At 27.6% G+C, this 15408-nt stretch carries 17 protein-coding genes; 7 read left to right on the top strand and 10 right to left on the bottom strand.

What is annotated here, in order from left to right; genetic code table 11:
• Window positions 1-86: 86 nt before the first annotated feature.
• Window positions 87-812, top strand: coding sequence for a TylF/MycF/NovP-related O-methyltransferase (locus tag K5782_RS02615; RefSeq protein ID WP_297463830.1), 726 nt, complete (start codon window positions 87-89; stop codon window positions 810-812).
• Here the strand turns inward: K5782_RS02615 and K5782_RS02620 are convergent.
• The 3 genes from K5782_RS02620 to K5782_RS02630 are packed head-to-tail and all read right to left on the bottom strand — an operon-like array spanning window position 809 to window position 3863.
• Window positions 809-1987, bottom strand: a complete 1179-nt coding sequence (locus tag K5782_RS02620; protein WP_297463832.1) for a DegT/DnrJ/EryC1/StrS family aminotransferase — start codon at window positions 1985-1987, stop codon at window positions 809-811. The genes K5782_RS02615 and K5782_RS02620 overlap by 4 nt on opposite strands.
• A 13-nt stretch (window positions 1988-2000) precedes the next feature.
• Entirely contained in the window at window positions 2001-3197 is a 1197-nt protein-coding gene (locus K5782_RS02625) for a glycosyltransferase family 4 protein (RefSeq protein WP_297463834.1), read from the bottom strand.
• Between the two features lie 57 nt (window positions 3198-3254).
• Window positions 3255-3863 (bottom strand): FkbM family methyltransferase, encoded by a 609-nt coding sequence (locus tag K5782_RS02630; RefSeq protein WP_297463836.1) that lies wholly within the window; start codon window positions 3861-3863, stop codon window positions 3255-3257.
• A gap of 236 nt (window positions 3864-4099) precedes the next feature.
• Here K5782_RS02630 and K5782_RS02635 point away from each other — a divergent pair, with 236 nt between their 5' ends.
• Complete coding sequence (locus K5782_RS02635; RefSeq protein WP_297463838.1) at window positions 4100-5032, top strand: NAD-dependent epimerase/dehydratase family protein; 933 nt, start codon at window positions 4100-4102, stop codon at window positions 5030-5032.
• On the opposite strand, the gene K5782_RS02640 is transcribed toward K5782_RS02635, so the two are convergent.
• Window positions 5027-5854 carry a polysaccharide deacetylase family protein gene (locus K5782_RS02640; protein ID WP_297463840.1) on the bottom strand — a complete coding sequence of 276 codons (828 nt, stop codon included), beginning with the start codon at window positions 5852-5854 and terminating at the stop codon, window positions 5027-5029. The genes K5782_RS02635 and K5782_RS02640 overlap by 6 nt on opposite strands.
• Window positions 5855-5882: 28 nt before the next feature.
• Window positions 5883-6410, bottom strand: coding sequence for an acyltransferase (locus tag K5782_RS02645; RefSeq protein ID WP_297463842.1), 528 nt, complete (start codon window positions 6408-6410; stop codon window positions 5883-5885).
• A gap of 106 nt (window positions 6411-6516) precedes the next feature.
• Here K5782_RS02645 and K5782_RS02650 point away from each other — a divergent pair, with 106 nt between their 5' ends.
• From K5782_RS02650 to K5782_RS02665, 4 genes are read left to right on the top strand one after another with little or no spacing between them, the layout of a single operon-like run.
• Complete coding sequence (locus K5782_RS02650) at window positions 6517-8265, top strand: HAD-IIIC family phosphatase (protein ID WP_297463844.1); 1749 nt, start codon at window positions 6517-6519, stop codon at window positions 8263-8265.
• Window positions 8265-8501, top strand: a complete 237-nt coding sequence (locus tag K5782_RS02655; protein WP_297463846.1) for an acyl carrier protein — start codon at window positions 8265-8267, stop codon at window positions 8499-8501. Before K5782_RS02650 ends, K5782_RS02655 begins: the two co-directional genes overlap by 1 nt.
• Entirely contained in the window at window positions 8494-8919 is a 426-nt protein-coding gene (locus tag K5782_RS02660) for a MaoC family dehydratase (RefSeq protein ID WP_297463848.1), read from the top strand. The genes K5782_RS02655 and K5782_RS02660 overlap by 8 nt, the downstream gene beginning before the upstream one ends.
• Window positions 8920-8922: 3 nt before the next feature.
• Window positions 8923-9270 carry a 4'-phosphopantetheinyl transferase superfamily protein gene (locus K5782_RS02665; RefSeq protein ID WP_297463850.1) on the top strand — a complete coding sequence of 116 codons (348 nt, stop codon included), beginning with the start codon at window positions 8923-8925 and terminating at the stop codon, window positions 9268-9270.
• Here K5782_RS02665 and K5782_RS02670 read toward each other — a convergent pair.
• Both K5782_RS02670 and K5782_RS02675 read right to left on the bottom strand, forming a co-directional pair.
• The gene (locus K5782_RS02670; protein WP_297463852.1) at window positions 9267-10307 is read right to left on the bottom strand and encodes a glycosyltransferase family 2 protein; all 1041 of its coding nucleotides are present in this window, start codon (window positions 10305-10307) and stop codon (window positions 9267-9269) included. The genes K5782_RS02665 and K5782_RS02670 overlap by 4 nt on opposite strands.
• 29 nt (window positions 10308-10336) lie before the next feature.
• Window positions 10337-11398 carry a glucose-1-phosphate thymidylyltransferase gene (locus K5782_RS02675; RefSeq protein ID WP_297463853.1) on the bottom strand — a complete coding sequence of 354 codons (1062 nt, stop codon included), beginning with the start codon at window positions 11396-11398 and terminating at the stop codon, window positions 10337-10339.
• An 80-nt stretch (window positions 11399-11478) separates the two neighbouring features.
• Between K5782_RS02675 and K5782_RS02680 the strand changes: the two genes are divergently transcribed.
• Entirely contained in the window at window positions 11479-12846 is a 1368-nt protein-coding gene (locus tag K5782_RS02680) for a sulfatase-like hydrolase/transferase (protein ID WP_297463854.1), read from the top strand.
• Here K5782_RS02680 and K5782_RS02685 read toward each other — a convergent pair.
• The 3 genes from K5782_RS02685 to K5782_RS02695 are packed head-to-tail and all read right to left on the bottom strand — an operon-like array spanning window position 12843 to window position 15380.
• Window positions 12843-13955 carry a sulfatase-like hydrolase/transferase gene (locus tag K5782_RS02685; protein WP_297463856.1) on the bottom strand — a complete coding sequence of 371 codons (1113 nt, stop codon included), beginning with the start codon at window positions 13953-13955 and terminating at the stop codon, window positions 12843-12845. The genes K5782_RS02680 and K5782_RS02685 overlap by 4 nt on opposite strands.
• Window positions 13952-14761 carry a phosphocholine cytidylyltransferase family protein gene (locus K5782_RS02690; protein ID WP_297463859.1) on the bottom strand — a complete coding sequence of 270 codons (810 nt, stop codon included), beginning with the start codon at window positions 14759-14761 and terminating at the stop codon, window positions 13952-13954. Before K5782_RS02690 ends, K5782_RS02685 begins: the two co-directional genes overlap by 4 nt.
• The gene (locus tag K5782_RS02695; protein WP_297463861.1) at window positions 14751-15380 is read right to left on the bottom strand and encodes a gamma-glutamyl-gamma-aminobutyrate hydrolase family protein; all 630 of its coding nucleotides are present in this window, start codon (window positions 15378-15380) and stop codon (window positions 14751-14753) included. The genes K5782_RS02690 and K5782_RS02695 overlap by 11 nt, the downstream gene beginning before the upstream one ends.
• Between the last annotated feature and the right edge of the window lie 28 nt (window positions 15381-15408).

Genomic DNA, 15408 nt, shown 5'->3' on the forward strand with positions numbered 1-15408 from the left:
ATAATCAAAATAAAATATTAACTATAATCTATCTGTTTTTTCCCAAATGGTTACCTATTAATTAAATTGATTTATTCTTGAATTAATTGAAAATCCCTGAATCATTAGCGCATATAATTCAAAAATCCGCAAATAAATTTGGATATAAATTTGAACCATTCTATAACCCAAATTTAACAAACTTTGAATCTGATGTTTTATCCTCAGTAAAACCATATACTTTTACTCCCATTCATGCCATTTTGAGTTTAATAGATTCTGTAAAATATATTGTAAAAAATGATGTGAGTGGTTGTTTTATTGAATGTGGTGTCTACAAAGGTGGTTCCATAATGACTATGATAAAAACACTGAATGAACTCAAAATCAATGATCGTGAAATTTTTCTATTTGATACTTTTGAAGGTATGCCACCCCCAGGAAAATTTGATTATAGACCAAAAACTGGTACTGTTCCAAATCTTGAAAATGATGAAACAATAGTATCATTAGATGAAGTCAAAAATAATGTTCTTAGCTTGGAATATGATGAATCAAAAATCCATTTTATCAAAGGAAAAGTAGAAGACACTCTACCTAAAACAGAGCTTGGTTCTATTGCTTTATTGCGTCTTGATACTGATTGGTACGAATCTACAAAAATTGAGCTAGAATATCTCTATCCCAAACTTTCACAAAATGGAGTGATAATAATTGATGATTATGAATCGTATTTTGGAGCAAAAAAGGCCACTGATGAATATCTGAATGATAAATTATACTTACACCGGATTGTTCCATCTGGTGCAAGAATTGGAATTAAAACAAATTAAATGGTTTTGTCTGCATACTTTTTAATACAATTGATCACAAAATCTAATTCTTCTTTTGTAATTTGTGGATATAATGGCAATGAAATGATTCTTTCATATAATAACTTGGAATTTCTTAATTCATCATATGTTTTTCCAATTTTTTTAAATGCAGAAAATTTATGAACTGGTTTATAGTGTACTGATGTTCGAATTCCTTCTTTTAGTAACTTTCTAAATAATTCATCTCTAGAAATTCCGTACTCATTTGTAATCTGAACTATATACAAATGATAAGAATCTACATTTCCTTTTGATAATTTAGAAATTTTAACTCCTTTTATTTTATTTAGATTTAAATTATAATGAGTTACTGCCTTTTTTCTTAAATTATTCAATCTTTGAAGATTTTGTAATTGACTAATTCCTAATGCGGATCTTATTTCATCTAATCTATAATTATATCCTGGGATTTTAACATCATATTCCCATGGCTTACCTTTATGGTATCTCTCCTCAAGTGTTTTGGTAATACCATGATTTCTTAATATCCGAATTGAATCAGCAATTTTTTTAGAGTTTGTAATAATCATACCACCTTCAACGGTTGTTATGTTCTTCGTTGGATAAAAGCTGAAACAGCCAGCACTTCCAAAATTTCCAACATGTTTATCTCTATACTTACTACCTATAGCATGAGCACAATCTTCAATTATAGTAAGATTAAATTTTTTTGCTATTTTTCTAATCTCAAACATATTACATGGTTTACCTGCTAAATGAACAGGAATGATCGCTCTAGTTTTTTTTGTAATATTTTTTAAAATAGAATCTGATGAAATATTCATATCATCTTCTAAAACATCAGCAAATACTGGTGTAGCACCTAATAGCGATACTGCACTAGCTGTAGCAACAAATGTAAGATCAGGAATAATTACTTCATCATTGGGTTTTATACCAATTGATTTTAGTGCTAAATGTAATGCTGATGTACCATTCGATACACCTACTGCATATTTTGAACCAGTCATTAACGCAAATCTTTTTTCAAATTCTCTAAGCACTGGTCCATCGGTAAGCAATGGAGATTTTAATGCCTTTTGAATTTCTTTTACATCCCTATCTGAAATATATGGTAAAAAAAATGGTACTTTGATTTTATTATTTTCAAAAGAATCTTTACTTTTTTTCATCAGGGAATCCACATCACTTCTGATTTTTTAACTGTATGGTTTTTTCATAAATAGAAAGAATTTCGTTTGTCATACTTTCTAGATTTGCTTCTTTTATAATCATATTATAACCTGCTTCTCCTAATCTTTTACATTCATTTGGGTTTTCTAATAACTCTATGATTGATTTTGCTAACGCCTTTGGATCTGAAGCAGGAACTAAAATACAATTTTCATTATGTGTGATTGTAAATGGTATTCCGTGTGCAGTAGTACTTATTGTTGTTTTTCTGCATGCAAAACCTTCTAGTGGGGTTAAAGGAGATAACTCCCATTTTGACGGTAGTACAAGAAACTTACATTGATGATATGCAGAGATTACATCTTCTCTTGGTGGTTTTTTTATAACCATGATCTTTTTCTCTAAATCCAATCTTTTGATCATTTTCTCCATTTCGGATTCAAATCCAAAATCCACCCCCATTATAACAAACCTAATTTCATTTAAAATTGGTTCATTTTTAATTAAGCTAATTGCTTCTAGTAATGTATCAATCCCTTTTACCTTATGAAATCTTCCTAAAAATAAAATGAATTCTTTATCAATATAATATTTTTTAGAAAAATCAATTTTTGATTCTTGAAGATCATCAAAATCAATTCCATTTTTTACAATTAAGATTTTTGATGTGTCACAAAATCCTAAAAATATATTCTTTTCATATTCATTTGGAACAATTATGGTATCTGCTTGTTTTATAATATAATTTATTAATGGTCTTTGCAAATTGATAAGAATTTTTTTTTGAATTGAAGAATTTTTCAAATCTGGATGTGTTGTTAATCCACCCTGATCAGAAATTACTAAAGGGATTCTTTTCTTTTTAGCAACTAATGCTGCAATTAAAGCTTGGAAGCTTCTAATTCCTATAATGTGAATTATATCAAATTCATCTTCCATCATTTGTTTATACATTCTAGGATTGACAAAAAATAGAAATTTTGAAAAAACTACATGAGTGCGTTTTATCCAAAAATTTCCAATTTTTTCTTTTCCAGGTAATTTTTTGTTAAATGTAGATGTGTTATTAGCAAAATCAAGATCAGTTGTGTATATTGTAACGTGGTTACCTATATTGGAAAGTTTTTTTGCAATATGTATTGATAAAAACATGATCCCTCCAAACTGAGTTGCAGGTAGAGAAGCAGGACATGCAATTGCGATTTTCATTATGTTCTTCCTATTTTTTACCTATAGTTAAAGTAATTACTTTAAAATTTAAAATGGCTAATTATTTTTTGATGCATATAATATTCCCATATCTGGAGTGGTTGAATCCACTTTGATTTTAAAATTCTGTGATGCCAAAATCAATTTTATCTCCTCTAATTTTTCAGGAAATTTATTAAACATATGATATTCCATAACAATTTTATTGATTTTTTTGAAATATTCTAAAGGAAGATTCTTAAGAATTTCATATTCTGCTCCCTCGCAGTCCATTTTTAATAGATTACAGAATTGAATTTGATTTTCATCAAAAATATTTTTTAATGATGTGGATTCTACTAATACACTATTTTGTGATTTTGTGTATATACTATGACCTGCATCATCATCATTTAAGAAAATTTGAATTTTTTTCTTTGAATCTAATACTGCACAATTATATGCATTTACTTGTTTTAAACTGTTAATTTTGATATTTTCAATCAATAATTCAAAATTTGTTTTGACTGGTTCATATGCATAGATTTTACCCTCCTTACAAAACTGTGATACATATAGTGTAAAAAGTCCTATATGAGCTCCAATGTCTATAACAACATCATTAGAATTTATTTTCAAATATTTCTTATCATATTCTTCAACTACCCAGACATTGATTAATGCCATTAAATCTGTTGAATGATTTCTAATCTTAATTTTAAAATCATTATGTGTTTTAAAAATTGTGAACTTATAAAAATTTAAATTAAAATATACAGGAATGATATTTATCCAGTTTTTGAATATTTTTCTTGATTTATTTAAAATAAAGATCTTCTCTTTAATTGTGAGCAATTACAAATTGAATTAATTAGATATTAATAAATTAGAAGAATTTATTCTAAGATTATAAAGTGAATTCAATGAAAATTTTGATTACAGGTGGAGCTGGATTTGTGGGAAGTCATCTAGTTGAGCATCTATTATCCAAAAACCATGAAATTACAGTAATTACCAGAAGCCATACACATAATTTACATAAAATTCGTAGAGACATAACAATTGAGAAAATAAATGTAACAAATTTCTTGAAGCTGGAACATTCCATAATTAAAAATAAACCTGAATTAATCATACATTTAGCTGGAAATACATCTCATTCTAAATCATTTGAAAATCCTTTTGATGATCTTTCTTCTAATGTAAGATCTACTCTTAATATTTTAGAAATAATACGACATTCACTTCATGATTGTAAATTTATTTTAGGTAGTACTTTTGTTGTAATTGGAAAGCCATCACATATCCCTGTGGATGAAAAAACCCCTTGTAATCCAACTACATTGTATGGTGTTAATAGATTATCCAGCGAATATTACACTACTATTTATCATAACCTTTACAATATTGATTCGAAAATTTTTAGAATTACAAACTCATTTGGGCCACGTGAACAAATTATTCCAAATAAAAATGCCATAAATTATTTAATTTACAAAGCATACAAAGGAGAAGATATTACTATATACAATAAAGGTAAATTTTTTCGAGATCTTGTATACATATCAGATGTGATTAATGGAATAGAAAAAATTATTCAAAAAGGAAAGTCAGGTGAATTATACTGGATTTCTTCTGGTAAGAAGACATGGTTTTATCAGCTAGGACAGTGGTTAGAAGAATTAACACATTCAAAAATTTCTTATGTTCCTGCTCCTACTTACACAAAAAAAGTTGATGTTGGAAACTTTGTTGTTAATAATTCTAAACTACGCTCTTTAGGATGGAAACCATCAATTTCTGTAAAAGAAGGTATTCAAAACACTCTAGATTATTTCAAAGACATAAAATTATAGTGATTTTTGGTATTTTTCAAATGAAGTAAATTCAAAGTTTTGAAGAATTTCATTCATTCTGTCAAATGTTTTCCTAATATTATGAAATGTTATAAAATGATCTTTTTTTGGCAAGGATATATCTGGCATTAATTCTGGAGTTAGCTCCCATGAATGTACATAATACGTTGCAGGAACATTGTTGCTTTCATATCTTTTAATCGTATCTTTAGAAACTTTCATTGGTAATGTTCTTAAATAAAATCCCCCACACGAAGGGATTTTTTTTCCTAAGATATTAGTTACAGCTAGTGGATATTCTATAATCTTTGCACTTGGATTATTCTTTTCAATAATCTCACTAGATATTCTATATGGTTCTTTTTGTGCATTAGTAATTCCATACATAGAAGTTTTTGCAGGCACAATACTACTATCATATTCATAATCGTTTTTCTCTAGGACATTAATTGCCCATGATGTCGAATAATTTAGTGAAAAGCTAGGAGCTCGAAATCCTTTGGATCTTTTTCCGGTAAGTTTTGCAAATTTTTCAATTTCAATATTAAATTTTTCTTCATTACTTTCTGTTAAACTATCATGATACATTGAATGAAATGCAATTTCATGATCATTTTTTAAAATTTTATCTAATATCTCTGGTCTAAATTCAATTAATTCACCAACCACAAAAAAAGTTGCAATAGTGTCAGTTTTTCTTAATAACTCTAGAATTTTATCAATTCCATCAATTATTCTTGGAATTTTTTTTTCATTTGTAAGATGTTTTTTTATTAAATGAGGATGAAACCAGTCTTCAAAATCAATGCCGATAATGTTCATTTCTTCTCGATATGGTTAGTTTGATATATTATTCAATCTTTTTTACTATTCTTGCAGGATTACCCATCACTACACATGAATCAGGAACGTCTTCAAAAACAGCACAGTTTATTGATACAATAGAATTTTTCCCTATTGTAATACCTGCAGTAATTACTGAACCAGGATTAATTACTGCACCGTCCTTGATGACGACTTTTCCAATTTTTCTTGGATATTTTTCTTGTTTTAAAAATAAATTGGCTGTAGGATTAACATGAGCAAAAATCATTACATTTGAACCTATGGTAACATTATTTCCGATCTCAACCAAACTAGGATATACTAGATCAATTAGGACATATGGAGAAATATGACAATTTTCACCTATCTTAACTCCTCGTGATCTTTGCATACTTATTACAAAATTTGATCTCGGTGAGGAATATGCTAATTTATGGTAAATCCACGATTTCAACATTTTTAATTTGAAATTTAGTTTACCTGAATTTCCAGATAATCCATAATATTTTAGTAATTCTTCTTCATTTTTTTTGAAAATATTGTGATCATTCAATATGTACCTATCAAATCCAATTAATCTTTAAAGCTTATGCAAAAATATTCAAGAAATATCTAAATTAGTATGAAACATTTATTGTGTTATCCTCTTGAATCATATAATGGAAAAAGCATTATCTGAATATATGCTGATAGCAGAAAAACTGGAACCTAAAGATCATTCTAAAAATATTAAACTTGCTTTTCTGTCGAGTTTCACAATTAATGGTTTAGCTGAAGTAGTAAAAACCAAGTGTCATTACAAAAAAGTATTTTGTAATACATACGTTGGATCGTATAATCAATATAATCAAGAGATATTAAATAATAAAAGTAATTTGTATAAGTTTAATCCAGAATTAACATTTCTTATTTTAGATGTACGTTCTATTTTTGATGAATTATATTATTTTCCTCATCGTTTTTCTCTTGAACAAAAAAATAATTTTATTTCAAATAAAGTTAATGAACTTATAAATTTAGTCACATATTTTAAAACCAATTCAAATTCAAAATTAATTTTATCAAATCTTCCACTAATGTCTCAAAATTCTCATATTATATCAGAATCAAAAACTGAGTTTAATAACAATCAAATGATATTACAATTTAATAAATTACTAGAAGATAAAATACGTAATCTAGAATCTGTTTTTATTTTTAATATGAATGACTTTGTAATTAAATATGGTGAAGAGAATGTCTTTAATTATCAAAACTATTTTTTTGGCGATATAAAAATTGCATTAAATTTTATTCCACATCTTGGAAATATGTTGATGTCATTTATTATAGCATTTTTAGGGATTTCAAAAAAGTGTATCGTTTTAGATCTAGATGATACTTTATGGGGAGGAATAGTTGGAGAAGATGGATTTGATGGAATTAGTTTAGGACCTCAACCACCTGGAAATTCTTTTGTGGAATTTCAAAAATACCTAAAGGCTATGAGTGAAAGAGGAATAATTCTTTCCATAAACAGTAGAAATAATGTACACGATGCTCTAAATGTTATCAGAAATCATCCGTATATGATTCTAAAAGAAGAAGATTTTTCATGTATTGTAATCAATTGGGGTGATAAAGTTGAAAACTTGCGTGAAATTTCTAAAAAACTGAATATTGGGCTTGACAGTATGGTATTTTTTGATGATGATCCAGTTAATAGAGAATATGTTAGAAATCGACTTCCAGATGTACAAGTCCCAGAAATGCCGTCAGATCCATCTGACTATTGTAGAGTATTGTTAGACATGAATGAGTTTAGTTCCTACGAAATAACTGAAGAAGATCTTAAGCGTAAAGAAATGTATTCACAACAACAAAAAAGAATTGAACTACAACAAAATAGTTCGAATCTTGATGATTTTCTTAATACCTTAAATCTACATGTAATTCTAAAGAATGCAGACAGTTATTCAATTCCAAGAATCTCACAACTAACATTAAAAACTAATCAATTCAATTTAACTACTAAAAGATATCAAAAATCGGAAATTGACGCATTCAGTAAATCTCAAAATATGCTAGTGGGATCTGCTCAAGTATTAGATAAATTTGGTGATAGTGGAATTACTGGCGTGTATATAATAAAAAAGACTAACTCAAAGGAATGGGAGATTGATTCATTTCTTCTTAGTTGTAGAGTAATGGGCAGAGAAATTGAAAAAGTTATGATGGAACATATAATAAATTTAGCACGAAAAAATAATGTGGAAATTCTAAAAGCAAAATTCATTCCAACAGAAAAAAATGAACCAATTAAATCTTTTCTACCAGCATGTGGTTTTATAAAATCTGGTGATTCTTGGGTTTATGATATTAAGCAACCATTTACTTCTCCTACTTTTGTTAAAAAGGAGATAAAATAATGTCCGAAAAGCTTTATTCGTTAATTTCAAAAATTCTAGGAATTCCTATACAACAAATTAATGATGATTCTGGTCCTGGAAATCTTTCTTCATGGACTTCATTCAAAAGCTATGTTTTACTTTATGAACTAGAAAGCACATTTGATGTAAAATTCAGTATTGATGAGATAATGGATGTGAAAAATGTATCTGATATAAAACGACATTTGAAAAATCACGGAAAATCATTTGACTAATTCACAATCTTTCAAATTTAATGAAATCCAGGTAGGACAAGAAGCATCTTTTCAATTAAAAATAACTAATGATATGATTAACAAATTTGCAGAAATTTCAGGAGATTATAATCCACTACATGTAGATGAACAATTTGCAAAAAATTCAAGATTTGGAAATAAAATATGTCATGGAATGTTACTCGGTTCTTTTATCTCACAATTAGTTGGGATGCATATGCCAGGAACAAACTGCTTATACCTCTCACAGAATTTAGAATTTGAAAATCCATGTTATGTTAATGATAAAATTACGATTAAAGGCATAGTTGTTGGAAAAAGTAATAGTACCAAAATCCTAGAGATTTCAACTACTATCATAAATCAAGATAAAATAGTCCTTGTAAGTGGAATTGCAAGAGTTATGGTTTTGGAATGACTTATGATAGATAAAATTGGAATTGGAATCGATTTAGTAAAGGTTAGTATGTTTAACAGTTTACCATATGATTCTAATAAAAACTTCTATACAAAAATTTTTACAAATTCCGAAATCAAATATTGTCTAAAATTCTCAAATCCATATCAACATTTTTCAGGAAAGTTTGCAATAAAAGAAGCTGTACAAAAATCTATTTTAGACAAAATACCAATACTTCATATAATTACTGATCATAAAAATTCAATTCCAACAGTCAAAATTAAAAATAATCAAAAATATTCATTTAAGATCTCATTGTCTCATGAAGATGAATATGCTGTGGCTGTTGTTATTTCTGAAAAAATCTAAGTTCTAAATTTTTGTTTTTGTTGCTTGCTTAAAAATTCCAGAATTTTTAAAAAAATTTTTCCTTCAATCCCATCAGAGACATTTTTTGGAACCTCAATCTTATCAGGAAAAGAATTAATCAATTCTATGTCTGATACAATTTTATTTTTCTCGATCTCGATTTGTTTTCCTTTAATAAAGTCTTTATTATCTCGTAAACTCTTTTCAGCATTAATTTTGACACGTAAATATCCTTTCACTAAATAAAATACCCAGACAAGAATTTCTGTCAATACAAGATTTATTTTCATTTTTTTTAATGTATCATTTGAAAAATGTGTTAAGAGACAATACTTACGATTTCTTTCTAACCAATAAAATTTAGCTTTACTCCATTTCAATGAATAACTTTCAGCATGAAAAATCACTGCTTTAGGTACAAAAAATGACTTAATTCCTTTTTGTGCTGCTCGCCAGCCAATATCTAGATCATCATGATATAAAAATAGAAATTCGTCAAAATAATTTAATTCCTCAAAAATGGTTTTGGAAGAAAACAGACAAGTCCCTGATGCATAACCTACTTGAGAAATTTCTGTATATTGTTCTAAATCCATTTTACCTTTATCTCTTGCAAATCCAAACCCAAAAATATGAATCATGTTTCCTGTACTTTGAATAATTTTTTTATCCTCTATCGATAAAATTTTTGGTTGGTATAATCCTCTACCTTTATTTTCATATGCATTAAGTAATTCGTAAACAAATCTTTTTTCAACTATTGTATCTGGATTTAAAATGATCACAAATTCTCCATTTGCAGCTTTTATTCCCACATTATTTCCACCACAATATCCAAGATTCTTTTTATTTTCAATCAAAATAATATCAGGAAATTTTTTCTTGCATTCAATATGGCTGTTATCCGTTGATAAATTATCAACTATTATTACTTCTATATTCTTGTATGCTTGTTGAAAAATTGAATTAATGCAATCATCCAATAGTTTTCCTGCATTATAATTTAAAATAATTATGCTAATTAGTGGTTCTTTCATTAACATCTCTTCAATATGGGTTTAGACTATTAAAGAAAAATTCTTGTTCCTTCTCCGAGTAAGAATGTCTTTGCTTCATCATTATGAACACTTAGCTCTGAATTTGATGCTATTATGCTGTTTCTTATTTTTATATCAACTTGAATTTTACAATCATTCATAATTATTGAATTTTCAATTTTTGCTTTAGCAATCAAACAATTATCTCCTATACTTGTGTTAGGACCAATCACTGATCCACTTTTAATTATTGATTTTTTTCCAATCAATACTGGACCTATTAATTTAACATTATTCTCAATGATTGCTCCAACTTCAATAATAATTGGATCATTAATTATCTGATCCACATTAACATCTTTTTCAATATGTGTATGCATTTTTTCTAAAATCTCTTTATTTGCATTAATAATATCTTCTGGAGTTCCAGTATCCTTCCAATAGTCAGTAATCATATGATAATCAATTCTATTACCTCTTTCAAGTAGCATATGTAGTGCATCTGTAATCTCTAACTCATTCCTCCATGAAGGTTTTAAATTTTCAATCATATCAAAAATTTTCTTATTAAGAAAATAAATTCCAGTCACTGCAAGATCTGAAGGAGGATTTTTTGGTTTTTCAATAATTTTCACAATTTTATTATTTTTTATTTCAGCAATACCAAATCTTGATGGATTATCTACTTTACAAAGTAATAGTGTTGCATCACTTGTAGAAGTTTCAAATTCTCTTGCAAACTCTTGAATTGATTTTTGAATTATATTATCACCTAAAAATACTAAAAATTTTTCTTCACCAACAAAATTTCTTGCTAGCATTATTGCATGAGCAATACCTCTAGGAGAATCTTGTTCTATATACTCAATTTTGACTCCAAAATTATTTCCATCTCCGTAGTATTCTTTTACTTTGTTAGCACCAATTCCTCCGATTATTATCACAATTTCTTTTATTCCAGCATCTTTCATACTTTCAATGCAGTACTGAGACATAGGTTTGTTTGCTATGGGTAAAAGCTGTTTTGGTCCAGTGTGGGTTAACGGTCTTAAGCGTGTTCCATGACCACCATGCAATAATATTCCTTTCATAACAATACCTATTTCTATTTCTTAATAAATTAATTATTGATTTCTCTAAACATTATATCTAAGATATCAGGATGTTTTACATGCGTCCAAATTTGTTAATAATTCTAGTTGATTCATTACGCGCCGATAAATTTTATGGTAAAGAAAAATCATCTGATACTCCAAATATTGACTCATTTATATCAAAAGGAGTTTATTTTAATAAAAATTTTAGTTCATCAGATGGAACTGTTTTATCTTGGTCAAGCATATTTACTTCTTTACATTCATTTAAAACAGGAGTCACTGGAAAAAATTTCAATAAAATTAATAGCAATATAAAAACGCATTTTCAATTATTACAGGAATCTGGTTATCATGCTTATTCATGTGTTCCAAAAATTGCTTATGTAGTTGGTCTATTAGATAATTTTTCAAATGATGATAAAACATATCCGAATTTCCTAAATCTAGACGAAGGTCTTGCTGAAAAAATTATTACAAAATTAAAATCAGGTCAGATGCTAGAGCCTTGGATCTTTTTTATTCATATTAATGATATTCATTTTCCAATTAAACCCCCACAAAAATTTGATAAGGAAAAATTTGGTGTTACCAAATATGAAAGAATGATTTCCTCAATTGATTACTCACTTGGTAAAATTTTGGAACATGTTAATCTAGAAACAACTACAGTTGTTCTGTCTGCAGATCATGGAGCCTATATTCCAAGTATAAAAAATTCTGATATTAAAATTAATTTTGAACCTAATGGTCAATTACAACGCACTATTACAAAATTTGCTAATAAAATACCCTCTTCTTTAGAGCCAATAAAAAGAAAATCATTTTTTATTTTGGAAAATATTAGAAAAAAATCTAAAGAACAAAAACTCAAAAATCTGGATTTATCAGAAAAAGAAAAACGAGCGTTATTATCACAACGTGGAGATTCGGATCATTTCCTCTTTGACGAAAAAATACACGTGCCACTACTTTTTATGGGATATGGAGTTAAAAATCCAAAAATTGTAGATCAGCTTTCAAGGAGTATTGATATTTTTCCTACTTTGTTGGAAATAATCGGTATAACTTATCCTAATGTGTCATTTGATGGTCAGAGCTTATACCCACTTTTTGAAAATAAATTATTAAAAGAATTACCAGTGATAATACAAAGTAGTCCTCAAGTAGAAATTAAATCAAATGATGTAATTGGAGTTAGAACAAAAGATTTCAAATATTTCAGAGATATAGATAATGCCGGAAAAAGAGTATTTCTTTTCGATTTATCAAGTGATCCTGACGAAGAAAATAACATTGCTTCTTTAAATCCTGAAAAAGTTTTTGAGCTTGAGAAAATTTTACAAAAAGAATCTTTGAATTCCATTCATAAAAATGAAATGGAGATTGATGAAGATGAAATCAAAAATATAGAAAAGGAACTCAAAAAACTAGGTTATGTTTAATCTCTATTAATCCATTTTAACAATTCTCTTTTTAATTCTGATTCAATTTTTATTCCTGTTCCATACAAATTTTTTGTTTCATTGGGATCATTTTCTAAATTATATAATTCCCATTTATCAGGTGTTTTGAGATACATAAGCTTGTATGATGGGGATTTTATACAAAAAACATTTGGTTCCATTGGAGATGGATATGGCCCATGTAGAGCACCAGTCTCAGAAAATGTATATTTTTTTTCACTAATTCCTTTACTATCGTCTTTTAAGAAGTTTACAAAACTATCTCCTGGTAGATTTCCATATTCTATCTCACAATAATCTAGTATTGTTGGTAAGATATCGATTGATTCTCTCAATTTGCTAGTCTTTCTACCACTCTTAATCTCTGGTCCTATGAAAATATAAAATGATCTTATGGTTTCTTCAAATGTAAACGAACCATAATTTCTTTCACCAAATCTCTCTCCTATGCCAGTACCATGATCACTGAAAAATACAATTAAAGTATTTTTTTCTATTTTTTGTTGATTTATTTTTTCAATAATTTTTGTAGCATATTTTCCTGCCTCAGAAAATACTAAATCATAATTTTTTAAATTTTCTTGTTTATTTTTATAAAATCTCTCATCATTCCATTCATACTTTTTTAAAATTTCTGAAACAGTAATTGTATGGATTCTGGTAAAATGAAGAAATAAAAATATTGGCTTATCTTTTGCCTGTTTTATACAATCTTCAATAAACTCTGGATGTCTATTAAACAAATTATCCTTGTATTCGTCATGTGATTGATGAATGTCAAATCCCCGATTTGCTATTATTTTATCTGATAAAAGATCACATGCTGTGAAATACCCATTCTCTTTAAAGTATTCTGACATAATTTTAATTGAGTTTTTCAATCTGAACATCTTGTAATATGCGTTTATTCCGTTTTCTTTTCCATAATTACCTGAGAATAATGCATTGACTGAGCCTATGGTGTATGGAATTGCAGTTGTTACATTATCTAATAAAGTTCCGTTTTTAAGGACGCTGGTGAATTCTGAATTATTTATTCTGTCCCATCTTGCTCCATCAATTAAGACTATAATTACATTATATTTCATTTCTCAGCTCTAAAAAATCTTGAAATATTTCCATTTTTATACATTTTATTATATAATTTATAATCATTAATAGAATCTAATTCTAACCACCCATTTTTTATTGATACTGCTTTAATTTTTTCTCCTGAATTAATTAAATACATTAGGAAATCTGTCATAAACGATTTTTCAAATGTTGTATTGGGATTCATTATGTTTTCACCGTTTAAACTTGCTTTTTTTAAAGCATCATATTTTTTTCTGATTTTATTAATGCTTTTTCCTTGAAATTTCATTAGACCAATATATTGCCCATTTATTTCCTCTATGTTTTTCACTTTCTTTCCAATATCTGTAATGTACCCGTTTTTGTTAATTTTTAGGCTCTCTGCATCAGAAAGTGGCTCAACAAATCGTAGATTCCAATACTTTTTCCAATTTTTATCAATTACAACTGAAAAATCTTCTTTAACTGATAATAACTTTTTTAGAATTCTCTCTTCAAAAATTATATCTCCATATGATACTATAATGGAACTTGAATTTTTGAAAAATGGTTCAGCACAAAATAATGAATACATCATGTTTGTTTTATGAAATTTTTTATTTTTTAAATATATGATATTTGGAAATCTAATACTATCACCTAAATATCCTGTAACTACAATGATGTTATTTATACCACAATTTTTGAAACACTCTATCTGATATTCTAATATTGATTTTCCAAATAATTTTACTAAACATTTTGGTTTGTGTACAGTTAAAGGCCTTAACCTTCTTCCTTCTCCTGCAGCTAAAATTATTGCTATTGGCTTATTTGTCATTCCCTTTTAAAAAATCTAATAAGTGTATTTGAAAGTCATTCATATCTCTTTCAGGATGCCACATGACACCAATGATTGGTAGTTTTGTATGTCTTATCCCTTCAACTGATTCATCATCTTGGCATTTTGCAAATATCTTTAAGTCTTTTCCTAAATCATTTTCTTCAATTAGATTTCTATGAAAAGAATTTACTTCTATGACATCAGTAATATGTGGCACATCATTAGAAATAAATTTGATATTGTGTCGTTTACTTACATGATCCACTGATTTATTCTTTTTAATATTTCCACCAAAAAATACATTTATGGCTTGCATTCCTCTACATACACCTAAAATTGGAATTTTGTTTTTTATCCCAAAATCAATTACTTTTTTTTCTGTTTGATCTCTGATAAGATCATCACCTAAATTATCTCCTCCCGAAATTATTATCCCTTCTATTCCTGATTCTGACAAATATTCATTTATGTTTTCAATTGAATTGGGAATGAATATGGGTAACAAATTTAATTTGTTTAAAAATTTGCCCCAATCATGGCTTATCGCATCTCTTTTTTCCGTATATGATTGAGAATCTGAAATTCTCATTGTGATGCCAATTTTTTTTAAACTCATCATTAAAACTTAGATGATTTCCTTATTT

This window comes from Nitrosarchaeum sp., from assembly GCF_025699065.1.
In the GTDB taxonomy this organism is placed as follows: Archaea; Thermoproteota; Nitrososphaeria; order Nitrososphaerales; family Nitrosopumilaceae; genus Nitrosarchaeum.